Source organism: Escherichia sp. TW14182 (assembly GCF_000208525.1).
Classification (GTDB): domain Bacteria; phylum Pseudomonadota; class Gammaproteobacteria; order Enterobacterales; family Enterobacteriaceae; genus Escherichia; species Escherichia ruysiae.
Window position 1 is genome coordinate 1 of sequence record NZ_AEJZ01000007.1, and the last position, 14,552, is coordinate 14,552.

General features: G+C 50.8%; 13 protein-coding genes. 7 read left to right on the forward strand and 6 right to left on the reverse strand.

The features are described 5' to 3' along the window. Positions 1-76 precede the first annotated feature (76 nt). The gene (gene yiiM, locus EQY_RS0101045; RefSeq protein WP_001270281.1) at positions 77-751 is read right to left on the reverse strand and encodes a 6-hydroxyaminopurine reductase; all 675 of its coding nucleotides are present in this window, start codon (positions 749-751) and stop codon (positions 77-79) included. Positions 752-903: 152 nt separating this feature from the next. On the opposite strand from yiiM, the gene EQY_RS0101050 reads away from it, so the two are divergent. Further along, a complete protein-coding gene (locus EQY_RS0101050; protein ID WP_000139747.1) occupies positions 904-1,794 on the forward strand; it encodes a dihydrodipicolinate synthase family protein in 891 nt (296 codons plus the stop codon). Positions 1,795-1,850: 56 nt separating this feature from the next. Here the strand turns inward: EQY_RS0101050 and kdgT are convergent, their stop codons facing one another. Beyond that, positions 1,851-2,834, reverse strand: a complete 984-nt coding sequence (gene kdgT, locus EQY_RS0101055) for a 2-keto-3-deoxygluconate transporter (protein WP_024191187.1) — start codon at positions 2,832-2,834, stop codon at positions 1,851-1,853. 259 nt (positions 2,835-3,093) lie between these two features. Further along, positions 3,094-3,714, reverse strand: a complete 621-nt coding sequence (gene sodA / locus EQY_RS0101065) for a superoxide dismutase [Mn] (RefSeq protein ID WP_010345169.1) — start codon at positions 3,712-3,714, stop codon at positions 3,094-3,096. A 284-nt stretch (positions 3,715-3,998) separates the two neighbouring features. Here sodA and rhaT point away from each other — a divergent pair, with 284 nt between their 5' ends. Further along, on the forward strand, positions 3,999-5,033 hold the full coding sequence (gene rhaT / locus EQY_RS0101070; RefSeq protein WP_000063528.1) for an L-rhamnose/proton symporter RhaT: 1,035 nt from the start codon (positions 3,999-4,001) through the stop codon (positions 5,031-5,033). On the opposite strand, the gene rhaR is transcribed toward rhaT, so the two are convergent. Together rhaR and rhaS are read right to left on the reverse strand one after the other, a co-directional pair. After that, entirely contained in the window at positions 5,030-5,878 is an 849-nt protein-coding gene (gene rhaR / locus EQY_RS0101075; RefSeq protein ID WP_000941102.1) for an HTH-type transcriptional activator RhaR, read from the reverse strand. The genes rhaT and rhaR overlap by 4 nt on opposite strands. Before the next feature lie 72 nt (positions 5,879-5,950). Further along, the gene (rhaS, locus tag EQY_RS0101080; RefSeq protein WP_000382766.1) at positions 5,951-6,787 is read right to left on the reverse strand and encodes an HTH-type transcriptional activator RhaS; all 837 of its coding nucleotides are present in this window, start codon (positions 6,785-6,787) and stop codon (positions 5,951-5,953) included. A gap of 287 nt (positions 6,788-7,074) precedes the next feature. On the opposite strand from rhaS, the gene rhaB reads away from it, so the two are divergent. The 5 genes from rhaB to rhaM all read left to right on the forward strand — a co-directional run bounded on the left by rhaB (position 7,075) and on the right by rhaM (position 12,467). Beyond that, complete coding sequence (gene rhaB, locus EQY_RS0101090) at positions 7,075-8,544, forward strand: rhamnulokinase (RefSeq protein WP_000144219.1); 1,470 nt, start codon at positions 7,075-7,077, stop codon at positions 8,542-8,544. Then, on the forward strand, positions 8,541-9,800 hold the full coding sequence (gene rhaA, locus EQY_RS0101095; RefSeq protein ID WP_000211488.1) for an L-rhamnose isomerase: 1,260 nt from the start codon (positions 8,541-8,543) through the stop codon (positions 9,798-9,800). The genes rhaB and rhaA overlap by 4 nt, the downstream gene beginning before the upstream one ends. 311 nt (positions 9,801-10,111) lie before the next feature. Beyond that, positions 10,112-10,936, forward strand: a complete 825-nt coding sequence (gene rhaD / locus EQY_RS0101100) for a rhamnulose-1-phosphate aldolase (RefSeq protein WP_001179737.1) — start codon at positions 10,112-10,114, stop codon at positions 10,934-10,936. Positions 10,937-11,007: 71 nt separating this feature from the next. Continuing rightward, positions 11,008-12,156 carry a lactaldehyde reductase gene (fucO, locus tag EQY_RS0101105; RefSeq protein WP_000009276.1) on the forward strand — a complete coding sequence of 383 codons (1,149 nt, stop codon included), beginning with the start codon at positions 11,008-11,010 and terminating at the stop codon, positions 12,154-12,156. Continuing rightward, positions 12,153-12,467, forward strand: a complete 315-nt coding sequence (gene rhaM, locus EQY_RS0101110) for an L-rhamnose mutarotase (protein ID WP_000619490.1) — start codon at positions 12,153-12,155, stop codon at positions 12,465-12,467. The genes fucO and rhaM overlap by 4 nt, the downstream gene beginning before the upstream one ends. A 40-nt stretch (positions 12,468-12,507) precedes the next feature. On the opposite strand, the gene EQY_RS0101115 is transcribed toward rhaM, so the two are convergent. Beyond that, the gene (locus EQY_RS0101115; protein ID WP_000749948.1) at positions 12,508-13,902 is read right to left on the reverse strand and encodes a carbohydrate porin; all 1,395 of its coding nucleotides are present in this window, start codon (positions 13,900-13,902) and stop codon (positions 12,508-12,510) included. Positions 13,903-14,552: the final 650 nt, after the last annotated feature.

Genomic DNA, 14,552 nt, shown 5'->3' on the forward strand with positions numbered 1-14,552 from the left:
TTTACGCCGCATCCGGCGTTTGAGCATGATGCCTGATGCGACGCTGATCGCGTCTTATCAGGCCTACTCTCCGGGGTTATTTCCCCCACAACCGCCGTGAATTATCTTCAATCTTGCCGCTAAGTCGGCGTTTCTGCATCGTCCGCGTCCAGCTTTTCGATAGCCCGGCTGCGGAAAGCAAACGGTGATACTGCTCGTCATCAAACGGCATATGCCATGCAATGGCGACAGCCTCTTGCACGGTCACATCGCTAACGCGGGAAACCAACTCCAGCGGAGCATCAGCAGATACCAGCCCCGGCGCAATCACGCTATACAACCATCCGACTTTACCCGTGTTTTGCATCAACTGAGCTATATCACTGATATCAAAGTGGTAATTGAGTTTGTAGCACGGAGAGCGCGGCTGGGTGACTTGAATCAACGCCTCTCCCCAGCGGAAAATATCGCCAATATAAACATTACTTTCCGTCAGGCCGTCGGTTGAGAGGTTTTCACCAAACGCAGGTGCAACAAACAAATCTGCCTGTTCCGGAAATTCCCGCGCCCAGAAGAGATAATGCTCGCGAGGATAATGACACAGCGCCCTGTCCGGCCCACCGTGAACTATTTTCTCTGCCTGCTCGTCACCTTCCAGCCCCAGCTCTGTCAACATCAACTCGCCATCGACCTGGATTTTCGCAATCGCGCTGGGTTTACTTTCGGGATAAGCCTGTATTTTGCCTGTGTATACATCAACCGGATATCGCATCTGTTCCCTCTCCACCGAGAAATTTCCCCATTAGACCATATTTATTTTACGTCAGGCGCGCAAAATGAGAGCACGGTTCACATGACGACGTCTTAGAAATGTTATCAATGAGATGAATTTGAAACGCCATTTCATTATCAGGAGTGTACAACGTGACCGAGCAAACACAGTTTTCTGGCGTCTGGTGTCCTTCCATTACGCCAATGGATAAAGACGGTAATGTGGATCTTAACGGACTGAAGAAGCATCTGCAGCGGCTAACAGAAGCCAATATTGATGTGATATTGCTGATGGGCAGCATTGGTGAATTTGCCTCTTTCACTCTCGAAGAGAGACTCATACTTATCCGCGAAGCGCGTTCCATGAGCACATTAAAAATGGTCGCTAACGTTTCTTCCACCTGCACACACGATGTGCTGATGATGGCGCAAGAGGCGTATCGCACAGGCTATGATGCAGTGATGATCCTCCCGCCTTACTACTACGGCCAGACGGCAAAACAATTATTAAGCTATTTCCGCCATCTGGGTCGCGAATTACAGGGCAAATGGTTCGCATATAACTTCCCGGCAAGAACCGGTTGTGATTTAACCCCTGACCTGGTCGCCACGCTGGCGAGTGAATTTCCTGACTTTGCCGGAATTAAAGATACCGTCGATTGCCAGTCACACACCCGCAGCATGATTCAGGCAACCCAGGCAGTTCGTTCTGATTTTGCAGTGCTTTCGGGCTATGACGAGTATTACATTCCTAATCTGCTGGCAGGCGGCGCGGGAATAATATCCGGCCTGAACAACGTTATGCCGGAGCTGTTTGTCGAAGCCCGTGAAGCCTTCAAACGCGGCGACCTGGCGGCTTTACCAGAGATTCAGCAACAGATTGGCACTTATATGTCCATCTACGCCATTGGTGAGGATTTTGTCACTACTATCAAGACGGTGGTATCGCGTAAGTTTGGCTATTGCACTGGCGTATCACGCAATGCGGGTGGTGAGTTAAGCGAAAGTGAATGTCGAACGATTGATGAGGTCTTTGTCAGATAACGCAAAAGGCCGGATGACTACAAATCATCCGGCCTCTTGATTTATATGGATGGAGATTACTTCACCGTACCCAATATTTCGATTTTCGCCGCTCTGGCTTTAACTTTGCGCGACCAGACAGAAGTCAGAATCGGCACCAGAATCGAGGTCACAATCACTGACGTCGCCACCAGCGAAGTTGCCGCTGGCGCCATTGGTTTAAAGGCGGGGATCATTTCAGCAATCAGTACCGGCGTCGCCACCGCAGCACCGGCAGAACTGGAAGCCGCGATTCCGGCTGTACCATCGCCACCGCCAATCAATTTATCGGCAATAATCAACGGAATACCGGTCACGACGATCACCGCCACACCCAGCAAGATCCCCAGCAAACCGGTCTGAGCAATCACGGTTAAATCAATGGTATTGCCCAGCGCAAAGGCAAAGAACGGGATCAGCGTCTGTACGGCTTTGCTGAAAAATTCTCGCAGCTCAGGGTCAAGGTTCCCTAACGCAAAGCCGACGAGGAACGGTAATACCGCACCGACGAAAACATGCGGTTCAAACGATGCAATCCCGGCAGTCCCCAGAATAATCATCGTCATAAGCGGCCCGGATTCCAGCGACATTAATACAAACGCCCCGGCCTCTTCTTTAGTGCCATACTGCTGCATGATCGAAGCGTAAAGTCCGCCGTTGGTCATATCCATCGCCGCCACCAGCGCCAGCGTTGAAAGTCCGGCAAAGAATCCAACTTCAACACCATGTTCAGGAATAATGCGTGAAGCAATTGCCGCAACCACCCACGCCACAGCAATTTTAGTTACCACCAGCGTACCGGATTTACGCAATACCGTTCCCGTCGCACTTAATTTTATCGATGCTCCCATGCAGAAAAACCACACCGCCAGAATCGGCACCGTGCCGGTAATCATTCCATTTGTGAATGAACCAAAGTATTTTCCCGCCCCTGGCGAGAAAGTGTGACACAGTGCGCCAAGGAACAGCGGGACGAGCATCATCCCTCCTGGGATTTTCTCTATCGTGTGTTTTATCTGCATTTTCATCACCTATCGGCATATTTTTATAGGCTGATGCATAAGTCCTTCACGATGCATCAGTGTTGATGGAAATGAAGATAGACATTCAACAGAGCAATAAAAGTGATCAAAACCACATCAATTGAAACGTTGTTTTATTTTTATAGGATCATTGTTTTTATTTTGAAATTGATCACAAAAAAACCACCGCTATGTGCGATGGTTTGTTTTTTATGCTGAAAAACGGCGTAAACGCCTCATTGCAGTAGGCAATATGCGATTATTTTTTCGCCGCGAAACGTGCCGCAGCTTCGTCCCAGTTCACCACGTTCCAGAACTCTTTGATGTAGTCCGGACGGCGGTTCTGGAATTTCAGGTAGTAAGCGTGTTCCCACACATCCAGACCCAGAACAGGGAAGCCGGAAGCGCCAGAAATGGCTTCGCCCATCAGCGGGGAGTCCTGATTAGCAGTAGAAACCACCGCCAGTTTATCGCCTTTAAGCACCAGCCATGCCCAGCCGGAACCAAAGCGGGAAGCTGCCGCTTTCTCAAATTCTGCTTTGAAGTTATCAACGGAACCGAAATCACGTTCGATAGCCGCTTTCAGGTCGCCCTGCAAAGTCGTGCCTTTTTTCAGACCTTTCCAGAACAGGCTGTGGTTGGCGTGACCACCAGCGTTGTTGCGCAGCACGGTTTTTTTGTCTGCTGGCAGCTGATCCAGTTTGGTGATCAGCTCTTCAACCGGCAGGTTGGCGAATTCTGGCAGGCTTTCCAGCGCCGCATTGGCGTTGTTGACGTAAGTCTGATGGTGCTTGGTGTGGTGGATTTCCATGGTCTGCTTATCGAAGTGCGGTTCCAGGGCATCGTAAGCATACGGCAGGGATGGCAGGGTATAGCTCATATTCATCTCCAGTATTGTCGGGCGGCCGATTGTTAATGCCGCGTAAGCAGTTGGTTCATTATAGTTAATTAAATGATATTGAAAATGATTATCAATGCCGTACTTTTCATAGGGGAATGGTTTTGCAGGGAAATGTCCGAGATGTGAACCAAATCACCCACTTAATGCCGTGATTGCCAGTAAATCGACAACGGCGGCAACAGGCGAAAGGTTAATCGACAGCACGATTTTTACACTCATCTCGTCGGAGATGTGACGCGACGAAAAATGATGAGGATAAGAAGATGAGTAACGCGATTACGATGGGGATATTTTGGCATTTGATCGGCGCGGCCAGTGCAGCCTGTTTTTACGCTCCGTTCAAAAAAGTAAAAAAGTGGTCATGGGAAACCATGTGGTCTGTCGGTGGGATTGTTTCGTGGATTATTCTGCCGTGGGCCATCAGCGCCATGCTACTACCTGATTTCTGGGCATATTACAGCTCGTTCAGTCTCTCTACCCTGCTGCCTGTTTTTCTGTTCGGCGCTATGTGGGGGATTGGTAATATCAACTACGGTCTGACCATGCGTTATCTCGGCATGTCGATGGGAATTGGCATCGCCATTGGCATTACGTTGATTGTCGGTACGCTGATGACGCCAATTATCAACGGCAATTTCGATGTGCTGATTAACACCGACGGTGGGCGCATGACGTTGCTCGGCGTACTGGTGGCGTTGATTGGCGTGGGGATTGTGACTCGCGCCGGGCAGTTGAAAGAGCGCAAAATGGGCATTAAAGCCGAAGAGTTCAACCTGAAAAAAGGGCTGGTGCTGGCGGTAATGTGCGGCATTTTCTCTGCCGGGATGTCTTTTGCGATGAACGCCGCAAAACCGATGCATGAAGCGGCTGCCGCGCTGGGTGTTGATCCACTGTATGTCGCTCTGCCAAGCTATGTTGTCATCATGGGTGGCGGCGCGATCATCAACCTCGGTTTCTGTTTTATTCGTCTGGCAAAAGTGAAAGATTTGTCGCTAAAAGCCGACTTCTCGCTGGCAAAACCGCTGATCATCCACAACGTATTGCTCTCGGCACTGGGGGGGTTGATGTGGTATCTGCAATTCTTTTTCTATGCCTGGGGACACGCCCGCATTCCGGCGCAGTATGACTACATCAGTTGGATGCTGCATATGAGTTTCTATGTATTGTGCGGCGGTATCGTCGGGCTGGTGCTGAAAGAGTGGAACAATGCGGGACGCCGTCCGGTTACCGTATTGAGCCTCGGTTGTGTGGTGATTATTGTCGCCGCCAACATCGTCGGCATGGGCATGGCAAGTTAATCTTTCTGGGAATTGCGATGACGCCACTGGCTGGGCGTCATCCCGGTCTCCCGGGTAAACACCACCGAAAAGTAGTTGCTATCTTCAAAGCCACATTCTGTCGAAATATCACTGATTAACAGGCGGCTATGCTGGAGAAGATATTGCGCATGGCACACTCTGACCTGCCGCAGATATTGATTGATGGTCATCCCGGTCTGCTGGCGAAATTGCTGGCGCAAGACGCGTTCACTGCACGCCGCCTCATCACAGAATTTATCCAGCACAAAAGGACTTTTCAGGCTGGCCGCCAGTCGGGTAATCAGCTTATCCAGCAACGTTTCGCTGGATGTTGGCGGTAACGAATCACTGGTGTAGCGATGACGTTTCAAAAGCATCACCAACTGCCCGAACAGTAACTCCGCCATTTCGTTGGCAAACGGCGCGGGCTGATTGCTTTCGTGCTCAAGCTGCCCGATAACCTGCCGCACCATCGCCATGCCCGCACTGCCTAAACGCCAGTGTGGTTGTCCTGCGCTGGCGTTAAACCCTGGAATCGCTCCCTGCCAGTCGAGATTAAGCGTCAGCCGCTCCGGGCAATAAATAATGTTCTGCAAAACCAGATCGTTAACGGAAGCGTAGGAGTGTTTATCGTCTGCGTGGATATAAAAGAGATCGCCACGAGTAATACGATGAGGACGATCGTTGAGCACGTGCAAACCGTTACCGCGCCAGACGATCACCAGTTCACAAAAATCATGTGTATGCTCGGCAAAGACATCCTGCGGATAACGATCAGCCACAGCGACCGCCTGCTGTTCGCTGGCAAAAAAATCTTTTTTACGAAGGACAAACTGATGAGCCACCGTGCCACCTCAGCCAGAAGACGTGTTTGATTAGTCATAAACTGGCGTGGAAATACGTTGAGAAGATTCGCGTTATTGCAGAAAGCCATCCCGTCCCTGACGAATATCACGCGGTGACCAGTTAAACTCTCGGCGAAAAAGCGTCGAAAAGTGGTTACTGTCGCTGAATCCGCAGCGATAGGCGATGTCAGTAACGCTGGCCTCGCTGTGGCGTAACAGATGACGCGCTTTCACCAACCGTAAACGGTTAAGGTAACGCTGGGGCGTCAAACCAGTTTGCTGTTTTAACTGACGATGCAATGTACGTAGTGACAAAGAAAATTGATCCGCCATCATTTCCCAATTCACCTCGTCGGCAAAATGCTCTTCCAGCCAGGCCAACAACAAGTTCAGACGCGATTCGCGACTTTCCATGCTCTCCTGCAAACTGTTTTTACGCAGCAAGAGCAGTAATTGCATAAACAAAATCTCACCGCTGGCTTTCGAGGGTAAATCATTCGTTCTTTCCTGCTGTTCCAGTTGCGAAACCAGTTGCCGTACCTGCTGCAATATGCTGTGGCTCACGCGCCAATGGGACGGATATTGCCCGTCTTGTTCTTGCGGCAGAAGCTGATGCAGCCCGGCGAGAAACTGAAATCTATCCGGTGAGCGATACAGCACATTGGTCAAATACAGATTGTCCGTATGTTCGTATAAATGCCGATCATGATCGCGCACGAAACAGATTGTTCCACCGGAGATGGTATAAGGCTGCCCATTGAAAATATGGATACCCGTGCCGTGTTCGACAATCACAATCTCATGGAAATCATGGTGATGTTCAGGAAAATCCACCTGTGGAAGCCGGGGTTCTATTGCCACAGACACGTTACCAGACGGAAAAAAATCCACGCAATGTAATACGTCCATATAAACCTCCTGATGCCGTCAACATGGCGGAATAGTAATCAAGCGATTTGGTTCTTACCTTAAATTTTCGACAGCAAAACACGTAAAAAATGTCTATTTTTCAAGATAAAGCGTGATTTTTCAGAAAATGCGGCAAACATCACACCACCACAATTCTGAAAATTGTGAACGCTATCACGTTCATCTTTCCCTGGTTGCCAGTGGTGTATTTTCCTGTCAGTAACGAGAAGGTAGCGAAGTCGGGCGCTTCTTAGACTGGGCGTAATGAAACCTAGAAGGATCTCATTATGACCTTTCGCTACTGCGTCGCTGTTGATCTCGGCGCATCCAGTGGGCGCGTAATGCTGGCGCGTTACCACCGTGAATGTCGCAGCCTGACGCTGCGTGAAATCCATCGTTTTACCAATGGGCTGTATTACCAGAGCGGTTATGCCACCTGGGATGTCGATAGTCTGGAAAACGCCATTCGCTTTGGGTTAAACAAGGTGTGCGAGGAAGGGATTCGTATCGATAGCATCGGTATTGATACCTGGGGCGTGGACTATGTGCTGCTGGATCAACACGGTCAGCGCGTCGGTTTACCGATTGCCTATCGTGATAGCCGCACTCACGGGCTGATGACATTGGCACAGCAGCAACTCGGCAAACGCGATATTTATCAGCGTAGCGGCATCCAGTTTCTGCCCTTCAATACGATCTATCAGTTGCGTGCGCTGACGGCGCAACAACCTGAACTTATTCCACAAATCGCTCACGCTCTGCTGATGCCGGATTACTTCAGTTATCGCCTGACCGGCAAGATGAACTGGGAGTACACCAACGCCACAACCACGCAACTGGTCAATATCAATAGCGACGACTGGGACGAGTCGCTACTGGCGTGGAGTGGGGCCAACAAAGCCTGGTTTGGTCGCCCGACGCATCCGGGCAATGTCATTGGTCACTGGATTTGCCCGCAGGGTAATGAAATTCCGGTGGTTGCCGTTGCCAGCCATGATACCGCCAGCGCGGTTATCGCCTCGCCGTTAAACGGTTCACGCGCCGCTTATCTCTCTTCTGGCACCTGGTCATTGATGGGCTTCGAAAGCCAGACGCCATTCACCGATGATGCGGCGCTCGCAGCCAACATCACCAATGAAGGCGGTGCGGAAGGTCGCTATCGGGTACTGAAAAATATCATGGGTTTATGGCTGCTTCAGCGGGTGCTTCAGGAGCGGAAAATCAACGATCTCCCAACGCTTATCGCCGCGACACAGGCACTCCCGGCCTGTCGCTTCATCATCAATCCCAATGACGATCGCTTTATTAATCCTGACGAGATGTGCAGCGAAATTCAGGCAGCGTGTCGGGAAACGGCGCAACCGATCCCAGAAAGTGATGCTGAACTGGCGCGCTGTATTTTCGACAGTCTGGCGCTGCTGTATGCCGACGTACTGCACGAACTGGCGCAGCTACGCGGTGAAGACTTCTCTCAACTGCATATTGTCGGCGGCGGCAGCCAGAACGCACTGCTCAACCAGTTGTGTGCCGATGCCTGCGGTATTCGGGTGATCGCCGGGCCAGTTGAAGCCTCGACGCTCGGCAATATCGGCATCCAGTTAATGACGCTGGATGAACTCAACAATGTGGATGATTTCCGTCAGGTCGTGAGCGCCACCGCGAATCTGACCACCTTTACCCCTAATCCTGACAGTGAAATTGCCCACTATGTGGCGCGGATTCACTCTACACGACAGACAAAGGAGCTTTGCGCATGACCACTCAACTGGAACAGGCCTGGGAACTGGCGAAACAGCGTTTCGCGGCGGTAGGGATTGATGTCGAGGAGGCGCTGCGCCAACTTGATCGCTTACCCGTTTCAATGCACTGCTGGCAGGGCGATGATGTTTCTGGTTTTGAAAACCCGGAAGGTTCGCTGACTGGTGGGATTCAGGCCACAGGTAATTATCCGGGTAAAGCGCGTAATGCCAGCGAGCTACGAGCCGATCTGGAACAGGCTATGCGGCTGATTCCGGGGCCGAAACGGCTTAATTTACATGCTATCTATCTGGAATCAGACACGCCAGTCTCGCGCGATAAAATCAAACCAGAGCATTTCAAAAACTGGGTTGAATGGGCGAAAGCCAATCACCTCGGTCTGGACTTTAACCCCTCCTGTTTTTCGCATCCGCTAAGTGCCGATGGCTTTACGCTCTCGCATCCCGACGACCGCATTCGCCAGTTCTGGATTGACCACTGCAAAGCAAGCCGTCGCGTTTCGGCCTATTTTGGCGAGCAACTTGGCACGCCATCGGTGATGAACATCTGGATCCCGGATGGCATGAAAGATATCACCGTTGACCGTCTCGCCCCACGCCAGCGTTTACTGGCTGCACTGGATGAAGTGATCAGCGAAAAGCTGAACCCTGCGCACCATATCGACGCCGTTGAGAGCAAATTGTTTGGTATTGGCGCGGAGAGCTACACGGTTGGTTCCAATGAGTTTTACCTGGGTTATGCCACCAGCCGCCAGACGGCGCTGTGCCTGGACGCCGGGCACTTCCACCCGACAGAAGTTATTTCCGACAAGATTTCCGCCGCCATGCTGTATGTTCCGCAGTTGCTGCTGCACGTCAGCCGACCGGTTCGCTGGGACAGCGATCACGTGGTGCTGCTGGATGATGAAACCCAGGCGATTGCCAGTGAGATTGTCCGTCATGACCTGTTTGACCGGGTACACATTGGTCTCGACTTCTTTGATGCCTCCATCAACCGCATTGCCGCGTGGGTTATTGGCACGCGCAATATGAAAAAAGCCCTGCTGCGTGCGTTGTTAGAACCGACAGCCGAACTACGCAAGCTGGAAGCAGCGGGCGATTACACCGCGCGACTGGCGCTGCTGGAAGAACAGAAATCGTTGCCGTGGCAGGCGGTGTGGGAAATGTATTGCCAGCGTCACGATACGCCAGCGGGTAGCGAATGGCTGGAAAGCGTGCGGGCTTATGAGAACGCAATTTTGCGTCAGCGCGGGTAAACACCGCCGGATGCGGCGCGAGCGCCTTATCCGGCCTACGGGTCGAATGACCGTGCGGGCTGTCACCCTCACCCCGACCCTCTCCCTGAAAGGGCGAGGGAGAAAACCGCAGCACCCTCCGGCAACGGAGTTAAACACTGCACCGTCCCCTCTCCCTGAAAAGGCGAGGGAGAAAACCACAGCACCCTCCGGCAACGGAGCTAAACACTGCGCCGGACCGTCCCCTCGCCCCTTTGGGGAGAGGGTTAGGGTGAGGGGAACAAGCCGCACCATGTATCAACAAGGCAACCGAATTTACAGGAACACAGAACATGCAAAACATTACCCAGTCCTGGTTTGTCCAGGGAATGATCAAAGCCACCACCGACGCCTGGCTGAAAGGCTGGGACGAACGCAACGGCGGCAACCTGACGCTGCGCCTGGATGACGCTGATATCGCGCCATATCACGACAATTTTCACCCACAACCGCGATATATTCCGCTCAGTCAGCCAATGCCTTTACTGGCAAATACACCGTTTATCGTCACCGGCTCCGGCAAATTCTTTCGTAACGTCCAGCTCGATCCAGCCGCCAATTTAGGCGTCGTAAAAATCGACAGCGACGGCGCGGGCTACCATATTCTCTGGGGGCTAACCAACGAAGCCGTCCCAACCTCTGAACTTCCGGCGCACTTCCTCTCCCATTGCGAACGCATTAAAGCCACCAACGGTAAAGATCGGGTGATCATGCACTGCCATGCCACCAACCTGATTGCCCTCACCTATGTACTGGAAAACGACACGGCGGTCTTCACTCGCCAACTGTGGGAAGGCAGCACCGAGTGCCTGGTGGTATTCCCGAATGGCGTTGGCATTTTGCCGTGGATGGTGCCCGGCACGGACGAAATTGGCCATGCCACCGCGCAGAAAATGCAAAAACACTCACTGGTTCTCTGGCCTTTCCATGGCGTCTTCGGCAGCGGTCCGACGCTGGACGAAGCGTTTGGCCTGATCGATACCGCAGAAAAATCGGCGGAAGTGTTGGTGAAAGTGTATTCGATGGGCGGTATGAAACAGACTATCAGCCGTGAAGAGTTGATAGCCCTCGGCAAGCGTTTCGGCGTCACCCCGCTGGCAAGCGCACTGGCGCTTTAACACCCCGTTTCGCATCTGGCGGCGCGGGTTATGCCGCCGGACAGAAGGATTTGATCTTAAGGAGAATAATCATGAGTTTTATGTTGGCATTACCGAAAATCAGCCTGCATGGCGCTGGGGCAATTGGCGATATGGTAAACCTGGTTGCGAATAAGCAATGGGGAAAAGCACTGATCGTTACCGATGGGCAACTGGTTAAATTGGGATTGCTGGACAGTCTGTTCACCGCGCTGGATCAACACCAAATGTCTTACCACCTATTCGATGAGGTCTTTCCAAACCCCACCGAAGAACTGGTGCAAAAAGGCTACGCTGCATTTCAGGACGCCGCATGTGACTACATTATTGCTTTCGGTGGCGGTAGCCCGATTGATACCGCAAAAGCCGTAAAAATCCTTACCGCTAATCCCGCACCTTCTACGGCGTACTCTGGTGTTGGTAAAGTGACAAACCCCGGCGTACCGCTGGTGGCGATCAATACGACTGCCGGAACCGCCGCTGAGATGACCAGCAATGCGGTGATCATCGACACTGCGCGGCAAGTGAAAGAAGTCATCATCGATCCGAATATTATTCCAGATATTGCGGTGGATGATGCCAGTGTAATGCTGGAGATCCCTGCCTCCGTTACCGCTGCCACCGGTATGGATGCACTGACTCACGCAGTTGAAGCCTATGTTTCTGTTGGTGCACATCCATTAACCGACGCCAACGCGCTGGAAGCTATCCGCCTGATTTCTCTGTGGCTGCCGAAAGCGGTAGAAGATGGTCATAATCTGGAAGCCCGTGAACAAATGGCATTCGGGCAATATCTGGCGGGAATGGCTTTTAACAGCGCGGGACTGGGGCTGGTTCACGCACTGGCGCATCAGCCCGGAGCTACCCACAACCTGCCACACGGGGTGTGTAATGCCATCTTGTTGCCAGTAATCGAAAACTTTAACCGCCCGAATGCCATCGCACGCTTTGCCCGTATCGCCCAGGCGATGGGTGTCGATTCGCGCGGGATGAGTGATGAAGCGGCAAGTCTGGAAGCAATTAATGCCATTCGAGTCTTGAGCCATCGCGTGGGCATACCTGCGGGATTTAGTCAGCTTGGCACCAGCAAAGAGGATATCGAAGGCTGGTTAGATAAAGCCCTGGCCGACCCATGCGCACCATGTAATCCGCGTACCGCCAGCCGCGACGACGTGCGTGAGCTTTATCTGGAGGCGTTATGATCCGCAAAGCGTTTGTTATGCAAGTCAACCCGGACGCTCACGAAGAGTATCAGCGTCGGCATAACCCGATCTGGCCGGAACTGGAAGCGGTGTTGAAGTCACACGGCGCGCACCATTACGCCATCTACCTCGACAAAGCACGTAATTTACTTTTTGCCACGGTAGAAATTGAATCTGAAGAACGCTGGAATGCGGTTGCCAATACGGATGTTTGCCAACGATGGTGGAAACATATGACCGAGGTGATGCCCGCTAATCCGGATAACAGCCCGGTCAGCAGCGAGCTGCAAGAAGTCTTTTATCTGCCTTAATGAGTTGCGGTGCCGGAAAATATCCAGCACCGCGCCTTCATCAGAAGAAGTATTTAAAGCGAACGCGTGCGCCGTAACGGTCATCAGTATCGTCGCCGTGTTTCTTATCGCCGTCGCTATCCAGAATGGAGTAATAAGTACCAAGGTAAATATTAAAGTTCTCCATATCCATCACGTTAGCGAACTGATAAGACGCATGAATGGTGTGAATGGTGTACGTCCCTTCATCATCAATCCAGCAGTCGTTATCACAAACTACGCCACTAAATTCATCAATCTTATTGTGCGCGTAGATATAACCCAGCTCGAAACGTTTCCACAGCGCGTTGATCCCGGCAGTGAAATCTTTCTCATTATTGGCATCTAAATAGGCGGTATTAAGATTAACCACGATACCATTTTCCGGATCGGTTTTCAGGCCGTTCCAGGTCATGCTCATGCCATAGCCGGTACGATCGGACTGGTCGACAAAATTACCCTTACTATCGGTATAACCGTAAGCATTATTCACCACGTTCGCTTCCATCGCTGCGGAAACGGTTAATTCATCCGTCGGCGACCAGGCAATTACCGGGCGCAGGTAAGCGACATTTTTCTGCTGCTCCATATCGCGGCCATGATAATTGCCATCGTTATATAAAGATGTTCCGTCTTCCAGTAACGTGTTTAATTCAAAATACCAGTTATCGAGTTGTTTGCTGACAAGGAAATTACCGCCAGCGTTAGAACGCCCGCGCCCCTCTTTCATCATATAGATATAACCGCTGCCATCGTCATAAAGATCGTTCGCAGTATTACCTGAATGCTCAACAAAGGTATCCTGATTTAGCGGGAACATATCGTAGGCTTCAAAACGCCCTACTTTGACTTTCCAGTCATTTTCTTTGCCAAAGAAGAATACGGCGTCATCGATATTCACTGAACCGTGCATATCCCCCAGCGGCTGTGCGGAGAATCCGGCAAAATAACCGTTATCCAGCTTTCGCATACCGTCAAAGCCTAACAGAATACGGCCATTGAGATTCCACTGTTCATTGGTAGGATCGCTATTCATATCGGCGTTGGTCATTGCCAGCAGGCCATGATTGCTTTCCGCGTCCATATTAAATTCTACGTCGCCGTAGATTTTCAAATCGCCATAACCTGAAAGCAAAAGATTAGGAGATGACGCGTTTTTCTTTGCAGATTCCGCAGCAGCCTGACCATTTACTGGCGTATTACCCTGCGCGGCTTTAATTTCGCGAATTTCGGCTGCCTGTTGTGTCTGAAGCTGTTTTACCTGGCTTTCAGCTTTTGTTGCCCGCATTTCCGCCGCTTCCAGCCGCTCCTCCAGCAATGCCATGCGTTGTTCCAGCGTTAAATGCTGTGTTTTTGCCATACCGGTACTACATGCCAATAATAAACCGATGGCTAAAGATAACGTCGATTTTTTCATTATTTACGTTCCCTGAAATAAAGGATACCCTACGCTTTCCAAAAGGCGTGCGTATATCGAAAAATATAAAAATTTGTTTTAATAGGATGTGCACTTTCGATTTTAATGCAACATCAGCAAGCCAGCGAATAGTATCCCGCCACAAAAGACGAGTAAATCTACTGATTTCCTGGAACGTGAGGAATATAACAATAGTGTCGTTTTTAACTAAATATCATAAAAAATATTAGATATGATTTCTGCTAATTCATAAACAATAAAAATAAATAGCGTTGTACAGAAACACTTTAGATATTTAAACATTCATCAAATCATTAAAAAATGGTTTTTTATTTGCGACATTTATTTTACCCACCAATATGTGTCCTGCTCCGCAAAATGTGCCTTTCTCTCTTCCTTACATTGTCACAGCTTCACGGTATATCGCCGCTTATCACTCTCATTACAATCAACGAAAATAAGTTTAAAGGGGGCTAATATGAATATTCGTAAGAAGAATCACGGTGTGCAGTAATTTGTAGAAAAGATGCTCTTAATTTAGTTCAGTGAATGCTCAGCCCCAGGAGACGTAAACATTTGAACCGATAAGACACGCAAGCGTCGCAGATAGTGATAACGTGCGCTTTGCTTATGCCGGATGCGGCGTGAAC

Coding starts and splice junctions, on each gene's coding strand:
- yiiM (WP_001270281.1), bottom strand. CDS start 751: ATGCGATATCCGGTTGATGTATACACAGGCAAAATACAGGCTTATCCC.
- kdgT (WP_024191187.1), bottom strand. CDS start 2,834: ATGCAGATAAAACACACGATAGAGAAAATCCCAGGAGGGATGATGCTC.
- sodA (WP_010345169.1), bottom strand. CDS start 3,714: ATGAGCTATACCCTGCCATCCCTGCCGTATGCTTACGATGCCCTGGAA.
- rhaT (WP_000063528.1), top strand. CDS start 3,999: ATGAGTAACGCGATTACGATGGGGATATTTTGGCATTTGATCGGCGCG.
- rhaS (WP_000382766.1), bottom strand. CDS start 6,787: ATGGACGTATTACATTGCGTGGATTTTTTTCCGTCTGGTAACGTGTCT.
- rhaB (WP_000144219.1), top strand. CDS start 7,075: ATGACCTTTCGCTACTGCGTCGCTGTTGATCTCGGCGCATCCAGTGGG.
- rhaA (WP_000211488.1), top strand. CDS start 8,541: ATGACCACTCAACTGGAACAGGCCTGGGAACTGGCGAAACAGCGTTTC.
- rhaD (WP_001179737.1), top strand. CDS start 10,112: ATGCAAAACATTACCCAGTCCTGGTTTGTCCAGGGAATGATCAAAGCC.
- fucO (WP_000009276.1), top strand. CDS start 11,008: ATGAGTTTTATGTTGGCATTACCGAAAATCAGCCTGCATGGCGCTGGG.
- rhaM (WP_000619490.1), top strand. CDS start 12,153: ATGATCCGCAAAGCGTTTGTTATGCAAGTCAACCCGGACGCTCACGAA.
- EQY_RS0101115 (WP_000749948.1), bottom strand. CDS start 13,902: ATGAAAAAATCGACGTTATCTTTAGCCATCGGTTTATTATTGGCATGT.